This window comes from Brevundimonas sp. AJA228-03 (assembly GCF_017795885.1).
Classification (GTDB): domain Bacteria; phylum Pseudomonadota; class Alphaproteobacteria; order Caulobacterales; family Caulobacteraceae; genus Brevundimonas.
In genome coordinates, this window is the sequence record NZ_CP059297.1 from 1,726,208 (window position 1) to 1,740,556 (window position 14,349).

13 protein-coding genes are annotated in these 14,349 nt (G+C 62.8%); 7 read left to right on the forward strand and 6 right to left on the reverse strand.

Annotated features, from left to right (window positions below; all coding sequences use genetic code 11):
* Positions 1-107 precede the first annotated feature (107 nt).
* Positions 108-1,382, reverse strand: coding sequence for a TadE/TadG family type IV pilus assembly protein (locus HZ989_RS08500; RefSeq protein ID WP_209320430.1), 1,275 nt, complete (start codon positions 1,380-1,382; stop codon positions 108-110).
* Positions 1,383-1,617: 235 nt separating this feature from the next.
* Entirely contained in the window at positions 1,618-2,088 is a 471-nt protein-coding gene (locus HZ989_RS08505; RefSeq protein WP_209320431.1) for an Lrp/AsnC family transcriptional regulator, read from the reverse strand.
* Between the two features lie 191 nt (positions 2,089-2,279).
* Between HZ989_RS08505 and HZ989_RS08510 the strand changes: the two genes are divergently transcribed.
* From HZ989_RS08510 to HZ989_RS08530, 5 genes are read left to right on the forward strand one after another with little or no spacing between them, the layout of a single operon-like run.
* Positions 2,280-3,509: a thiamine pyrophosphate-dependent enzyme gene (locus HZ989_RS08510; protein ID WP_209320432.1), complete on the forward strand. Its 1,230-nt coding sequence runs from the start codon at positions 2,280-2,282 to the stop codon at positions 3,507-3,509.
* A gap of 4 nt (positions 3,510-3,513) precedes the next feature.
* A complete protein-coding gene (locus HZ989_RS08515; protein WP_209320433.1) occupies positions 3,514-4,527 on the forward strand; it encodes an alpha-ketoacid dehydrogenase subunit beta in 1,014 nt (337 codons plus the stop codon).
* A 3-nt stretch (positions 4,528-4,530) separates the two neighbouring features.
* On the forward strand, positions 4,531-5,817 hold the full coding sequence (locus tag HZ989_RS08520; RefSeq protein ID WP_209320434.1) for a dihydrolipoamide acetyltransferase family protein: 1,287 nt from the start codon (positions 4,531-4,533) through the stop codon (positions 5,815-5,817).
* A gap of 4 nt (positions 5,818-5,821) precedes the next feature.
* The gene (gene lpdA / locus HZ989_RS08525; RefSeq protein WP_209320435.1) at positions 5,822-7,222 is read left to right on the forward strand and encodes a dihydrolipoyl dehydrogenase; all 1,401 of its coding nucleotides are present in this window, start codon (positions 5,822-5,824) and stop codon (positions 7,220-7,222) included.
* A 34-nt stretch (positions 7,223-7,256) separates the two neighbouring features.
* Positions 7,257-8,465, forward strand: a complete 1,209-nt coding sequence (locus tag HZ989_RS08530) for an NAD(P)/FAD-dependent oxidoreductase (RefSeq protein ID WP_209320436.1) — start codon at positions 7,257-7,259, stop codon at positions 8,463-8,465.
* Positions 8,466-8,526: 61 nt separating this feature from the next.
* Here the strand turns inward: HZ989_RS08530 and HZ989_RS08535 are convergent, their stop codons facing one another.
* Positions 8,527-9,060 (reverse strand): PaaI family thioesterase, encoded by a 534-nt coding sequence (locus HZ989_RS08535; RefSeq protein ID WP_209320437.1) that lies wholly within the window; start codon positions 9,058-9,060, stop codon positions 8,527-8,529.
* Positions 9,061-9,171: 111 nt separating this feature from the next.
* Between HZ989_RS08535 and HZ989_RS08540 the strand changes: the two genes are divergently transcribed.
* The gene (locus tag HZ989_RS08540) at positions 9,172-10,008 is read left to right on the forward strand and encodes an IclR family transcriptional regulator (protein WP_209323077.1); all 837 of its coding nucleotides are present in this window, start codon (positions 9,172-9,174) and stop codon (positions 10,006-10,008) included.
* Positions 10,009-10,026: 18 nt separating this feature from the next.
* Here the strand turns inward: HZ989_RS08540 and HZ989_RS08545 are convergent, their stop codons facing one another.
* The gene (locus tag HZ989_RS08545) at positions 10,027-10,437 is read right to left on the reverse strand and encodes a VOC family protein (RefSeq protein ID WP_209320438.1); all 411 of its coding nucleotides are present in this window, start codon (positions 10,435-10,437) and stop codon (positions 10,027-10,029) included.
* On the opposite strand from HZ989_RS08545, the gene HZ989_RS08550 reads away from it, so the two are divergent.
* Positions 10,417-11,934, forward strand: coding sequence for an amidohydrolase family protein (locus HZ989_RS08550; RefSeq protein WP_245162325.1), 1,518 nt, complete (start codon positions 10,417-10,419; stop codon positions 11,932-11,934). The two genes, HZ989_RS08545 and HZ989_RS08550, sit on opposite strands and share 21 nt — an antisense overlap.
* Before the next feature lie 50 nt (positions 11,935-11,984).
* Here the strand turns inward: HZ989_RS08550 and HZ989_RS08555 are convergent, their stop codons facing one another.
* Together HZ989_RS08555 and HZ989_RS08560 are read right to left on the reverse strand one after the other, a co-directional pair.
* The gene (locus HZ989_RS08555) at positions 11,985-13,049 is read right to left on the reverse strand and encodes a phosphotransferase family protein (protein ID WP_209320439.1); all 1,065 of its coding nucleotides are present in this window, start codon (positions 13,047-13,049) and stop codon (positions 11,985-11,987) included.
* The gene (locus tag HZ989_RS08560; protein ID WP_209320440.1) at positions 13,046-14,344 is read right to left on the reverse strand and encodes an acyl-CoA dehydrogenase family protein; all 1,299 of its coding nucleotides are present in this window, start codon (positions 14,342-14,344) and stop codon (positions 13,046-13,048) included. The genes HZ989_RS08555 and HZ989_RS08560 overlap by 4 nt, the downstream gene beginning before the upstream one ends.
* Between the last annotated feature and the right edge of the window lie 5 nt (positions 14,345-14,349).

Here is a 14,349-nt window from a genome sequence, read left to right on the forward strand (position 1 = left end):
CGTCGTGGGTCCAGCCGAAAGCGTGAATCATGCCCTCGCTCATATCTGGAGCCTGATTCACGGCATCGGCGGAATCGCGAAGCGATTCCACCTCAGCCGATCAGGCTCTAGTTCAACAAGCGTGTGCTCGCCCTGATGCCACCGTTGGGGCCGACGCCGGCAGGGACCGGGACGTCACTGTTCTCATAGTCGGCATTGATCCGGAGTGATGCGTCTTGCTCCAACCGGATCTCATTCGCGACCACGACTGTCCAGTCGCTGTCCTGAGCTGCAATTCCAATGCCGCCGACCCTGAGAAATCCATTGCGAGCATAGACGACGCCAAGCAATCGTTTGACCTGTCTCCCGGGGATGATGATGTCTGGCTCGTCCCCTGCGATGGTGGCCATCACCATACCCGCATAGGGCCCGCTCTTGCGCCCGGACAGATCGATCTGGATGCTCGATCCTGTAAACACGGGGCCGGCCCCTTCGTCAAAAAACAGAAAGACATCCTCACCGATCAGCCTCGCGGAATTGAGGACGGACAGGTTTTTGTAGAACAGATGAACGCCTGGTCTCAGGATCAGGGTGGTCGAATTTCTGATGGTTATGGGTCGGCAATGGAGCCCGGGATCAAGATAATAGGTCGTGTTCTGAGGGTAGACGATTGGCCATTCCTGACCGGAGTTTTTGTTTTGGGTCTTGCAGTCGTTGAGCGACGGAAAGACCATCGAGGCAAAGGGATCCTCTATCGGAACCGCACCTTCGCCAGCCGCAGGCGAGATCCCGGTCCCGGTCACACCTCGCACCGCCTGGACTGCGAGCGCCGTGATTGTGGCTGTGTTGCCCGTCAGAATGTTGCTGTTCGAATGCACCATGCATTCCGGGGCCGTCAGTCGCGAGGCTCCGATAGAGGATAGGGCGTTCAAATTCGTGCCACTACCGGTCCCGATGGCGCAAAGCGGTGTCTGGCTGACCGGTGAGGCTGTGGCGTCGGCAGAAAAATGCCAGCCCCCGGGGGGGAGCAGGCTGCCAAAGAAGGAGGGGCGGTGGCCTGTCAGCCTCACCTGCAGACGGCGGCCGTCTTTGGTCTCGGTCACGCTATAGGCCGCTGTATAGGTCGGCGCCGTCGACCACTCGCTCATCTCGCCCTTGACGAAATTCTCTGCCGCCTGCTCGGCCGTGACACTGTCTGCGGCGAGGGTCAGGGAGCGGGCGCCGGCCAGAGCGGCATTCTCAGCGATGGACTGCAGTCTGGACCTTGACGAGCTGACGGCCATGAGATCGATGGCACCGGCGCTCAACGTCGCGATAACCGGCACGACCAATGCGAACTTTACGGCGATTGAACCGCGTTTGTCATGGTGAAGACTCTTGAGCCAACCGGGGGCACCGTTCACGCGAAGCCCTCCACGGTCTTCAAACTTCCAATCTCCGGGAAACATGAAGGGTCTTAAGGCCAAGCTAAGGCAATGCGCCTGCTGGTGGTGGCAGTCTAATGCGAACTCGTCTCCGCCTGGCTTGGTGCTCATCATTCTGATCGGCGGCGTTGCAGTGCTCTTGAATGGCCGCTTTGTCGGACCACCGGCTGTCGGTTCCGGATCGCTGCGCCGACCGCGCAATCCATCGAATGATCTATCGTATCGGCAGCGCCGTTGTGAGTTTCACGGGCCCGAGCGACATCGTGGAATTGATTTCCTGGACAGTCGGCAGCGTCAGAAGGCGGCCAAACGCCAGTTCTCGGTAGTCCTCCACATCTCGGGTGATGATGCGCAGCAGGAAGTCGAACGGCCCCATCGTGGGATGAACCTCGAGGACCTCGGGAATTCGCGAAACGGCCTCGATGAATTCATTGAGATTGGTTCGGCCGTGAGCCGACAGTTTGACGTTTGCAAAAACGTTGGTGCGAAGGCCGAGCTTTTCGGCCGACAGGCGCGTGACCTGATCGACGATATAGCCGTCGTCCTTGAGGCGTGTGAGGCGTCTCCAGCAGGGTGATTGCGACATGCCGACTCTTTCGGCGAGTTCAGCGGTGGTCATGGGCGCATTGCGCTGGACCACGTCGAGAATCTTCAGGTCGGTTTCGTCGAGATCTGCGGCGGTCAAAATGCCTTCTCCTGCATTGTCTAGCGGAACATGGCTCGTTGGCTTTCTAAGCCGGGATTGGAATGATAGACCGGTTATTGCCCGATCAGCGCATTGGCTAATCCAGTTTGCCTTGGATGGCGTTCTAAATAGACGATAAAATTTCTGATACCAGACGGCACAATCGCGGCCCCACCCTGTTGGTCGCCGCCATGAAGAACCGCCTGCCCCTTCGCCTGCATATACCCGAGCCCCTGGCGCGGCCTGGCGACACACCGGCGTTCGACCGGTCCCTGATTCCGGAACCCGGCGACACGCGTCGACCCGAGACGTCAGCGATCGAGTCCGATATGCGCGACCTTCCCTATGGTCTCGTCCGGGTGCTCAACGACGCCGGCGAAGCCTCCGGACCGTGGAACCCCCATCTGCCGGTCGAGACCCTGCTGGCTGGCCAGCGCGCGATGCTTCTGACCCGCGTCTTCGACGAACGTCTGTTTCGCGCGCACCGCCAAGGCAAGACCAGCTTCTACATGAAGTCGACCGGCGAGGAGGCCATTGGTGCAGCCCAGTCGCTGTTCCTCGATCGTGACGACATGTGTTTCCCGACCTATCGGGTCCTCAGCTGGCTGATGGCGCGGAACTATCCGCTGATCGACCTGTGCAACCAGATCTTTTCGAACGCGAACGACCCGCTGAAGGGCCGGCAGCTGCCGATCCTGTATTCAGCGCGGAAATACGGATTCTACTCCCTGTCCGGCAATGTCGGCAGCCGGTTCGGCCACGCGGTCGGCTGGGCCATGGCGTCGGCGTTCAAGGGGGGTGACTCGATCGCGCTCGCCTATATCGGCGAGGGCACGACTGCGGAAGGCGACTTCCACGAGGCTCTTACCTTCGCCAGTGTCTACAAGGCCCCGGTCATTCTGTGCGTGACCAACAACCAGTGGGCCATCTCGAGCTTCTCGGGCATCGCGGGGGCCAATGAGACAACGTTTGCGGCCAAGGCCCTGGCCTATGGTCTCCCGGGTCTGCGAGTCGATGGCAATGACTTCCTGGCGATCTGGGCGGCGACGGAATGGGCGGCTGAGAGGGCGCGCAACAATCTCGGTGCGACCCTGATCGAGCTCTACACCTATCGGGCGTCGGGCCATTCGACATCGGACGATCCAACCAGATACCGACCGGCCGACGAGGCCGAAGCCTGGCCGCTGGGCGATCCCGTCGAACGGCTGAAAGCCCACCTGATCGGTCTGGGGGCCTGGGACGAGGCACGTCACGCCGCACTGATCGCCGAGCTCGACGCCGAAGTCCGCGCCGCGGTCAAGGAGGCCGAGGCCGTCGGCACGCTCGGCAAGTCCAAACCCAGCGTCAAGGAAATGTTCGAAGGCGTCTTCAAGGACCCGGACTGGCGGGTGACCGAACAGCGCCGCGAGCTGGGGATCTGACGCCATGCCCACCATGAACATGATCCAGGCGCTGAACTCCGCCCTGGACGTGATGCTGACCGAGGACCCCGACACGCTCATTTTCGGCGAGGACGTCGGCTATTTCGGCGGGGTCTTCCGGGTGACCGACGGGCTGCAGAAGAAGCATGGCCTGACCCGATGCTTCGACGCCCCCATCTCTGAGGGCGGGATCATCGCGACCGCCATCGGCATGGGTGCGTTCGGCCTGCGGCCGATTCCGGAGATCCAGTTCGCCGACTACATCCTGCCGGCATTCGACCAGCTGGTGTCGGAGGCCGCACGGCTGCGCTACCGCTCGAACGGCGAGTTCTGGGCACCCATCACGGTCCGGTCGCCGTATGGTGGGGGCATCTTCGGGGGGCAGACCCATAGCCAGAGCCCGGAGGCGATCTTCGCCCACATCACGGGCCTGAAGACCGTCATTCCATCCAACCCCTACGACGCCAAGGGATTGCTGATCGCCTCTATCGAGGACGACGATCCGGTCATTTTTCTGGAGCCCAAGCGGCTCTACAACGGCCCGTTCGACGGGCGGCACGAGCAGGCGCTGAAGACATGGGCGGGCGACCCGATGGCTGAGGTTCCGGCCGGGCGCTACACCGTGCCACTCGGCAAGGCGGCGACCGTCCGCAAAGGGACCGAGGCGACCGTCCTGGCCTATGGCACCATGGTCCACGTGGCCCTTGCCGGGATCGAGGACAGCGGTGTCGATGCCGAACTGATCGATCTCCGCTCCATCGTGCCGCTGGATGTCGAGGCCATCACAGCCTCGGTCCGGAAGACCGGCCGGTGCGTCATCCTGCACGAGGCGTCGCGCTTCGGCGGCTTCGGCGGCGAGTTGTCCGCCCTGGTCCAGGAGCGCTGCTTCTATCACCTGAAAAGCGCGGTTCAGCGGGTAGCGGGCTGGGACACACCCTACCCGCACGCCTTCGAGTGGGACTATTTCCCCGGTCCCGCGAGGCTTGCTGAGGCGCTGAAGCGCGCGATGGAGGACTAGGCCATGGGGCTCTATCTTTTCCGCCTGCCCGATGTCGGCGAGGGCGTCGCAGAGGCCGAGATCGTCGCCTGGCTGGTCAAGGTCGGCGACGAGGTCGAGGAAGACCAGAACCTCGCCGAGGTCATGACGGACAAGGCCACGGTCGAGATCAGTTCGCCGGTGGCGGGCACGGTCACGGCCATCCACGGCGAAGTCGGCGGCATGCTGCCCGTCGGCGCCGTGCTGGTCGAGTTCGAGAGCGAGGCGGGGCACGATACGGCCGTTGCGTCGGCTTCCGCGAGGGCCGAGGGCCCGCCTGTTATTGAGACAGTTTCAATCGAGAAGCCGGTCCGCGAGCCAGAAGCCGGGCTTGCCCCGAACAAGATCATGGCGCAGACTCGCGTTCCCCTATCCGGCACACCGTCCAGCACAGCCCTGGAGGAAGCGCCGCTGGCATCGCCTTCGACGCGTCGGCGTGCCCTCGATCTGGGCGTGTCTCTGACGCAGGTGCCGGGAACCGGACCTGCCGGACGGATCACACCCGACGATCTGGACGCCTTTCTGGTGCGGGATGCAAACCCTGTTGCCAGCGGTTCGTCGCGGGTGGCTCGCACCGGCGTCAACGACACCCGCATCATCGGCCTGCGTCGCAAGATTGCGGAGAAGATGCAGGAGGCCAAGCGCCGCATCCCGCATATCAACTATGTCGAGGAATGCGATCTGACAGAACTCGAGGCGCTCCGGCTGGATCTCAATGAGCACCGGACCAGCGACCAGCCAAAACTGACCCTGTTGCCGTTCATCATGCAGGCTATGGCCAGGGCTCTGCCGGACTTCCCGCAGATCAATGCCCTCTACGACGACGATAACGGGGTGTTGCAGGCCCACGAGGGTGTGCACGTCGGGATCGCCACCCAGACACCGAACGGGCTGATTGTGCCTGTGGTGCGACATGTCGAGGCGCTGGATGTCTGGGACTGCGCGCGGGAGGTCGCTCGCCTGGCCAAGGCCGTGCGTGACGGCACGGCGGTGCGGGAGGAACTTTCAGGCTCAACCATCACCCTGACCAGCATGGGACCTCTGGGCGGCATCGTCTCGACCCCCGTGATCAATCATCCCGAGGTGGCGATCCTCAATCCGAACAAGCTGGTGAGTCGGCCTGTGATCGACGGGTCGTTCATCGCCGTGCGCAAGATGATGAACCTGTCGTCGGCCTTCGATCACCGTATCGTCGATGGCTATGACGCCGCGCTTTTCGTGCAGCGGATCAGGCGGCTGCTCGAACATCCCGCCCTGATCTTCATGGACTGATGCGATGGCCGAGATTTTGACACCCAAGGTCCTGGTCGTGGGCGGTGGACCCGGCGGCTATGTCGCTGCCATTCGGGCCGGTCAACTGGGACTGGACACTGTGCTGGCCGAAAATGGCCGTCTGGGGGGCACCTGTCTGACGCGGGGTTGCATCCCGTCGAAGGCCCTGATTCACGCAGCCGGGCTGTTCGAGGATACCATGGGTGCCTGGTCGACCGGCGGCCGGTTCGGCATTCACGTCAGTGGCGTCCCGACCCTCAATTTCGGCGAAACGATCGGCTGGAAGGACGCCATCGTCGATCGGCTCAGCCATGGAGTTGCCGGCCTTCTCAAGCGCGCGAAGGTGCGTGTGGTCAGCGGCTGGGCAACCTTTTCCGACGCCAAGACCTGTGACGTCGCGACCGCCGAGGGACCAGTCCTCATTCGCCCGGAGCATGTGATCCTGGCGACGGGATCGGATCCTGTCGCCCTGCCGAACCTGCCGTTCGGCGGCGACGTCCTCTCCTCTACGGAGGCCTTGTCCCTGGATGAGGTGCCAAGGCGACTGGTCGTGGTCGGTGCCGGCTATATCGGTCTGGAACTCGGTATCGCGTTCAGCAAGCTCGGGGCTGAAGTCACGATCGTCGAAGCACAGGACCGTATTCTGCCCCTGTATGATGCCCAGTTGACGGAGCCGGTGCGCCGGTGGCTGGAACGGCACGGCGTCCGGGTTCACCTGGGGGCCAAGGCCGGCGCATTCAAAGCCAATACCCTCAGGATCGCGACACAAGACGGGCCCGCACTGGACCTTCCTGCCGACAAGCTGCTTGTCACCGTTGGCCGCAAACCTCTGACGGAGGGTTGGGGTCTCGACGCCATGGCGTTGAAGACGCGCGGTGGGTTCGTCCAGGTGGACGATCGCTGCGCCACCCCGACGCATAACGTCTGGGCGATCGGGGACCTCGTAGGGGAGCCGATGCTGGCCCACAAGGCATCTGCTCAAGGTGAGATGGTGGCCGAAATCATTGCGGGGAAGCGACGCCGGTTTGATCCCGTCGCGATTCCGGCCGTCTGTTTCACGGAGCCGGAAATCGTGAGTATCGGCCTCGGCCCCGAACAGGTGCCGACCGGTGTCGAGGTGATGACCGGGCAGTTTCCTTTCCAGGCAAACGGGCGTGCCCTGACGATGGACGCCGGCGAGATCGGTGGCTTCGTGCGAGTCGTGGCGCGACAATCGGACCATCGTATTCTCGGCATCCAGGCCGTTGGCCGACATGTCTCCGAACTGGCCGGCGAGTTTGCGACCCTGCTGGAAATGGGTGCTGTTCTTGAAGATGTGGCAGGCGTTGTTCATGCCCATCCAACCTTGGGCGAAGCGATCCATGAGAGCAGCCTGCGGGCGCTGGGCCACGCGATCCATGTCTGACTCGCAGGTCGGAGTCACGATTGGAGCAAAACGCATGACAACGATCATCGTAGGTGCCGGACACGGGGGCGGTGCCCTGGCCGCAAATCTGCGTCAGAACGGATATACGGGAGCCATCATGCTCGTGGGTGAGGAGCCGCATCCTCCCTATCAGAGGCCGCCACTGTCCAAGGGGTGGCTGAAGGGAGACGTGGAGGCTGCGGGCTTGTTGCTTCGCCAACCGGACTGGTACGTCGACGCGAGCATTGATCTGCGAACCTCGACACGCGTAACCCGGATCGATCGAGCGGCGAGGCAGGTGATCCTGTCGACCGACGAAGTCGCGGCCTATGACACCCTGGTGCTGGCCACCGGAGCTCGTGCGCGACAGCTCGTCCTGCCGGGTAGTGATCTGACGGGATTTCTCGAATTGAGGACCATGGAGGACGCGCAGGCGATCAAGGCGCGGCTCAGGCCGGGCTTCCGCCTAGCGATCATCGGCGGAGGCTATGTGGGGCTAGAGGTCGCGGCCTCGGCGCGCACTCTGGGCGCGAGCGTTGATCTCGTCGAGCGTGAAGACAGGCTGCTCGCCCGCGTCGCGGGGCCTGTCCTGTCCGACTTCTTTCGCGGGGTTCATGAGGCCCATGGCGTCCGCATACATACTGGTACGGTGGTGGCAGGATTTGAGGGTCTGGACGGCCACGTGTCGGGTATCGGTTTGGCGGATGGGTCGGTGCTGCAATGCGACGCCGTTCTGGTCGGGATCGGAGCCATCCCGAACGATGATCTTGCCCGGGACGCAGGCCTTGCATGCAACAACGGGGTCATTGTGGATGGAGAAGCGCGAACGTCCGACTCCTTCATCTTCGCGATCGGCGACATGACGCAGAGACCTATGCCACATTACGGGCGCTCGCATCGTCTGGAAAGCGTGCCCAGCGTTCTCGAGCAGGCGCGCCAGGCGGCAGCAGCCATCTGCGGAACCGCAGAACCAAAGCCGGAGACACCGTGGTTCTGGTCCGACCAGTACGATCTCAAGCTGCAGATTGCGGGCGTGCCTTTTGACGTGGACGAAGTTGTGGTTCGGGGCGAGCCAATGACGCGCAAATTCGCGGTCTTTCACCTGCTGGGCAAGCGGGTCCAGGCGGTGGAGGCGATCAATGCGCCGCCGGAGTTCATGGTCGGACGTCAGTGGCTGGCCTCGCGTCGCGAGATCGACACGACCCGCCTCGCTGACCCGGCGGTTCCGATCAAGGAAGTCTGAAGCGAAGAAGCTCGACCGGCCCGGCCATGCTGATCCGGGTTCAATCGTTGTCGGCGTTACATCAGCTCTGTCGCTGCGGCCCGAGGTCAGCGATCTGAGCCCTGTGCCGATCAAAATGGTCGGGTCTGCGCTCGACCCAGGTGCCCTGAGCTGTCGCGCGGTCCTGATCCTCGCCCATGAGGCGCAGGGCTCCTGACATCACACGTCGGCGCCCCTCTTCTGCTTCGATCCGGACGCTGAGGACCAGCGGGCGTTCGACAGGAACGGGCATCAGGTAGTCGACTTTCAGGGTCGCCGTGACCGCCAACAGGCCGCGATGGGTCAGGAATCGACCGAGGACGTCATCAAAGACGGCGGCTATCCATCCGCCATGCGCGACTTCCGGGCCACCCTGGAAGTCGGACGGGCAGGTCAGCGACACCAGCCCCTCACTGGCCCCCACCGCAACGAAATCATCGGCGCCGAACCGGCAGGACCGGCTCCCGACACGGCATCCTCGGCAACGCGCAATCTGATCCGTCACTGGATATCCTTGGAACCCCACACCAGGAATTGACTGTATGGAGTTGTCGGTTCTCAAGCCAGAACCGTGCATCCCATGCTTCCCGGGGCATGGTGGGTAGCGTTTCCGGTTTCGCATGGGCATCAATGCCTGCTAGTCAGACCCAGATATCGCGGCCTTGCCGCGCGAATTGACGGAGTGCGCATGGCGCGATCAGCAGCAGGAAGGGCCGTCAGCGAAGAGGTCATTACCGCGGATGTTGTCGAGTCTGCGACCGCAAGTGATGCCGCCGAGAAGATGGTGATCGTCAAACCTGCGGCGAACGCGATCCGGATCCTGAAATTTCTGGTCGAGGCCGGCGGTCCAACGCGATCCGTGACCATCTCGCGCAGCCTCGGCCTGAACGCCAGCACCTGCTTCAATATTCTGCGCACGCTGGTGCTCGAGGATGTGGTCGAGTTCGATCCCCTGGCCAAGACCTATTCCGTCGGTGTCGGTTTGACGACGCTGGTCGGGAATCTGCTGACCGAAGGCCAGCGTGTGGCGGCGGCGACCCCGTTGATGCGTGATCTGGCCGATCGCTACAACATCACCATGACCCTGTGGAAACGTCTTGGGCCTGACAAGATCGTTCTGATCAAGAGTGTCGCAAGCCCGGCCAATGTGCGCATCGAGATGGCAGAGGGGCAGCGATTGCCGGTTCTGATGGCGTCGACCGGCCGGATCATGGCTCCACATCTTGGCTGGTCGCGCAAGGATCTGAAGGCCGCGTTCAAGGCGCTGCGCTGGCAGACGCCATTGACGTTCGAGGAGTACTGGGACCAGGTCGAGGCTGCCGAGGCGCGCGGTTGGGCCAGTGACCAGGGCTATTTCACCAAGGGTGTGCAGACCATTGCGGCCCCGGTGTTCGACCGGGGCCGCGATATCGCGTTCAGTATCGTGGGCGTGATGCTGCTGGGCCAGCATGAGGACAGCCAGCTTGACGAGATCGGGGCTGCCCTGCGTGACACAGGACTCCGTCTGACCACTGCCCTGACCTGATCGCCGTGGGTCTCGGGTTTATGCGGCCAGACCAGCGCGGGATTTCCAGTCGGCGGGTGGCGTCTCTTCAGGCGCAAAGTCCAGTTCGACATCGACGCCGTTGGGATCAAGCAAAAACAGTTGCCAGCGGCTGAAAGGGCGCGGCGTCCGGATAATCCGGTAATCCAGGCCCGCTGTCTGTATCCGCTCAGCCGTCCCGGACAGGTCTTCAGCGAAAAATGCCATATGATCGAGGGCTCCGCGGCGAGGCTCCGGCATCCGGTTGGTCTCGACGATGTGAAGCACCGGGCTTTCACCGACATAAAGCCATGCCCCCGGGACGCCGAAATCCGGGCGAGGCCCCGGGACGAGTCCAAGGAGATCATAGAACGCAAGCGTCGCCGCGAGGTCTTCTGTGACGACGGTGAAATGGTCCATGCGACGGATCATCTGACGGTTCCTGCGGGCTTGCGGCGTCCAGATGACGCAGCATATTTTCTAGACACTTTTTGCATTTTTGTTATAGAAAGATATTCTGAATGGCGTGGCCCGCGAGACTGCGCCGGGATTAGAGGCGGCGACAAGCTGCCCTGGGAAATAAGGAAGAGCCGGATGAACGTTGATGACATGATCCTGGTGAGCGTTGACGATCACGTCATCGAACCGCCGAACGCGTTCGATCGCCACTGGCCCGAGCGGCTCAAGGGTCGGCAGCCGAAAATCGAGCAGCGCGACGGGCGCGACGTCTGGATGTTCGAGGAAAAGGCCGCCGGCTATATGGGCCTGAACTCCGTGGTCGGGCGCCCCAAGGAAGAGTACGGCATGGAGCCGCTCAACTATGCGCAGATGCGCCGCGGCACCTGGGACATCAAGGCACGCGTCGAGGACATGGATGCCAATGGCATTCTCGGGTCGATCTGTTTCCCCACCTTTCCCGGTTTTGCGGGCGCACGCTTCCAGACAGCGTCCCGGCAGGACCCCGATGTGGCGTTGGCAGCGATCCGTGCCTACAACGACTGGCATGTGCATGACTGGGCCGGCGCTGCGCCCGGCCGCTTTATCCCGTTGATGCTGACGCCGTTCTGGGACATGCAGGCGGCCGTGGCCGAGGTCGAACGGATGGCCAGACTGGGCGTCCACGCACTGTCGTTCTCCGACAATCCTGCCCTGTCGGGCTGGCCCTCGCTTCACGATCCGTATTGGGATCCGCTCTGGAAGGCCTGTGCCGACAACAAGGTGGTTATCTGCTGCCACATCGGCACGGGGTCGGCAGCGCAGCACGCTTCGGACCTGTCGCCAATCGATGCCTGGATCACGTCGATGCCGATCTCGATCGCCAACTCGGCGGCCGACTGGATCTGGGGACCGATGTGGAAGAAATTCCCCACGTTGAAGATGGCGCTGTCGGAAGGCGGAATCGGCTGGATTCCCTATCTGCTGGAACGGGCCGACTTCACCCACGGTCATCACAAGGCCTGGACGAATTCCAACTTTGGTCCGGGCGTCATGCCGAGCGACATCTACAAGAAGCACATCATCAGCTGCTTTATCGAGGACCGGTTCGGCCTGGCTAACCTCGACTATATCGGCGAGGACATGGTCATGTACGAATGCGACTACCCGCATTCGGACTCGGTCTGGCCCCACTCGGCCGAGAAGCTCTGGAACGACGTCAAGCACCTGTCGCCTGAGACGATCGACAAGATCACCCACATCAATGCGATACGCGAATTCTCCTATGACCCCTTCTCGGTCCTCAGGAAGGAAGATTGCACTGTGGGGGCCTTGAAGGCCTCTGCTGCTGCGGTCCCTGTTGATACGGACCCCTTGCTGAACCTTGGCGGTGCCGCACCCAAGCGGGAAGCGGGCAAACCGGTGACCTCCGGCGACATCAACAGGATGTTCGAGAACGCGTCGGCAGAATCCACGGTTTCAGGGCGCCGCTAGGACCCGGTTGACCCTGAGACGCCCGCCGGGTCAGCACCCGGCGGGCGTTTTCATGTCGCCAGGCCCTCGATCCAGCGACCGGCGCGAGCCAGCAGACGAACGGCGTTGCTGTGCAGCCGCTGGCCGATCTCGATCGGCGCCTTGCCGGCACAGGCACGGGCCCACGATCCTTCCAGGATTACGGCCAGCTTGTAGCAGGCGAACACGCGATACCAGTTCAGGTTCGACAGGTCGGCACCGGTCAGTCGACCATAGACCTCGACCAGTTCCTCGGCTTCGGGAAAGCCGTCCCAGGGCTGGACGATGATGGTCGTCTGGCTCATGTCGCCGCCCGGGCCCGGCCAGGTTGCCAGCAGCCAGCCGAGGTCGACCAGGGGATCGCCGATGGTCGACAGCTCCCAGTCAATGATCGCTTCAAGGGCTGGCCGGTCCTGGCAAAAGAGGACGTTCTTGAGATGGAAGTCGCCATGCATCAGTCCGGGCCTGAATCTTTGCGGGCGATGCCGGTCGAGCCATGCGCCAATGGCGTGGACGTCCGGCAGGCCTTGTGCTCCTGGCCATCCCGGGAACTCCCCGTAGCCCTCCAGCTGCTTTATCCAGCGCCGTGACTGGCGTTCCAGAAACGCCTCGGGTTTGCCAAAGTCTCCAAGGCCGACGGCTTCATGATCGATCAGGGCGATCCGCGAGAGGCCTTCGATGACGGACAGGCCCATGGCATGGCGAGCCGCCGGTGATCCGGCGTGCAGTCGTGGCATGCCGACAGCGGCATTGAACCCATCAAGAGGTTCCATCAGGTAGAAGGCCGCGCCGAGGATCGAGGCGTCGTCGCAGGCCGCGATCAGACCGGCGTGGGGGATGTCCGACCCCTTGAGCGCCTTCAGGACGCGAGCCTCGCGCCGCATGGTATCGCTGCCGTCGTGGCGTGGGTTGAGCGGGGGGCGCCGAAGAACGTATTCGCGGTCCGCTCTCCTGAAACGCAACAGGACGTTCTGGGAGCCGCCGGTTAGTTGCACCACATCGACGATCGAGCCAGCCCCAAGGCCCTGGCTGTCCATCCAGGTCGCGAGGACATCGAGATCGACCAGCTCAAGCCCGTGAGGACGATCGATGGTCACGCCGGGGGCTGCCGCAAACCGGCCTCTTCGCCGGTGAGACCGAACTTTGCCAGGGCCGCCTCACGCCGGGCGGGCAGGTGATAATCGGGAAAGAGGCCTTGAGAATGCTTGCGACCGCGAAGCACCTGTTTCGCAAGGGTTACCTTGTGGATGTCGGTCGGGCCATCGGCCAGACCGACCTGGAAGGAGTCGAGCACCATGGCAGCGAGCGGAGTCTCGTTCGACAGGCCCAGACTGCCGTGGATATAGACGGCGCGCGCAGCGATGTCGTGAAGCACTCTGGGCATGGCGGCCTTGACTGCCGAGATGTCACCGCGGACCTTGTTGTAGTCCTTTTCGCGATCGATCTTCCAGGCTGTGCGCAGCACGAGAAGACGGAACTGTTCAAGCTCGATCCAGCTGTCGGCGATCTTTTCCTGGACCATCTGCTTGTTGGCCAGAGGTTCATTGCGAGTGACGCGCGACAGGGCGCGGTCGCACAGCATGTCGAAGGCCTGCCGCGCCTTGCCGATGGTGCGCATCGCATGGTGGATGCGACCGCCGCCAAGCCGCACCTGGGCGACGACAAAGCCATCGCCCTGACCGCCCAGCATGTGATCCAGCGGCACACCAACATTGGTAAAGCGAAGATAGGCATGCGAGGGATCGCGGTCGCCATAGCCGACGTTTCTAACGATCTCGAGGCCTGGGGCATTCTTCGGAATGATGAAGACCGACAGCCGGCGATGGGGCTCTGCGTCGGGATCAGTGACGGCCATGACAAGAAGGAAGCTGGCATAGCGGGCGTTGGTCGCGAACCACTTCTCGCCGTTGAGGACCCACCGGTCGCCCTTCAATGTGGCGCGGGCGGAAAAGGTGGTCGGATCGGCACCGCCCTGGGGCTCCGTCATCGAGAAGCATGAGACGATGTCATTGGCCAGCAGGGGCTGCAGGTAGCGCGCCTTTTGTTCAGCCGTTCCATACACGGCCAGAATTTCTGCATTGCCCGAATCCGGGGCCTGGCAACCGAACACCGTCGGGGCAAAGACTGATCGACCTAGGATTTCATTCATGAGGGCCAGCTTCACCTGACCATAGCCGGGACCGCCCAGTTCAGGACCTAGGTGACAGGCCCAGAGCCCGCGATCCTTGACCTGCTGCTGCAGCGGGCGGACGAATTTCCGGTTAAGGGGGTGGTCGACGTCGAACGGGCTTTGCAGGATCAGGTCAAGCGGCTCGACCTCGTCGCGCACGAAGTTGTCGATCCAGGCCAGTTGCTCGGCGAAATCAGGATCGGTTTCGAAGTCCCAGGCCATCGTCT

Excerpts from the sequence above, each read along its gene's own strand:
- HZ989_RS08510 (WP_209320432.1), top strand. The coding sequence starts at position 2,280 with ATGAAGAACCGCCTGCCCCTTCGCCTGCATATACCCGAGCCCCTGGCG.
- HZ989_RS08515 (WP_209320433.1), top strand. The coding sequence starts at position 3,514 with ATGCCCACCATGAACATGATCCAGGCGCTGAACTCCGCCCTGGACGTG.
- HZ989_RS08520 (WP_209320434.1), top strand. The coding sequence starts at position 4,531 with ATGGGGCTCTATCTTTTCCGCCTGCCCGATGTCGGCGAGGGCGTCGCA.
- lpdA (WP_209320435.1), top strand. The coding sequence starts at position 5,822 with ATGGCCGAGATTTTGACACCCAAGGTCCTGGTCGTGGGCGGTGGACCC.
- HZ989_RS08530 (WP_209320436.1), top strand. The coding sequence starts at position 7,257 with ATGACAACGATCATCGTAGGTGCCGGACACGGGGGCGGTGCCCTGGCC.
- HZ989_RS08535 (WP_209320437.1), bottom strand. The coding sequence starts at position 9,060 with ATGCACGGTTCTGGCTTGAGAACCGACAACTCCATACAGTCAATTCCT.
- HZ989_RS08540 (WP_209323077.1), top strand. The coding sequence starts at position 9,172 with ATGGCGCGATCAGCAGCAGGAAGGGCCGTCAGCGAAGAGGTCATTACC.
- HZ989_RS08550 (WP_245162325.1), top strand. The coding sequence starts at position 10,417 with ATGGTCCATGCGACGGATCATCTGACGGTTCCTGCGGGCTTGCGGCGT.
- HZ989_RS08545 (WP_209320438.1), bottom strand. The coding sequence starts at position 10,437 with ATGATCCGTCGCATGGACCATTTCACCGTCGTCACAGAAGACCTCGCG.
- HZ989_RS08560 (WP_209320440.1), bottom strand. The coding sequence starts at position 14,344 with ATGGCCTGGGACTTCGAAACCGATCCTGATTTCGCCGAGCAACTGGCC.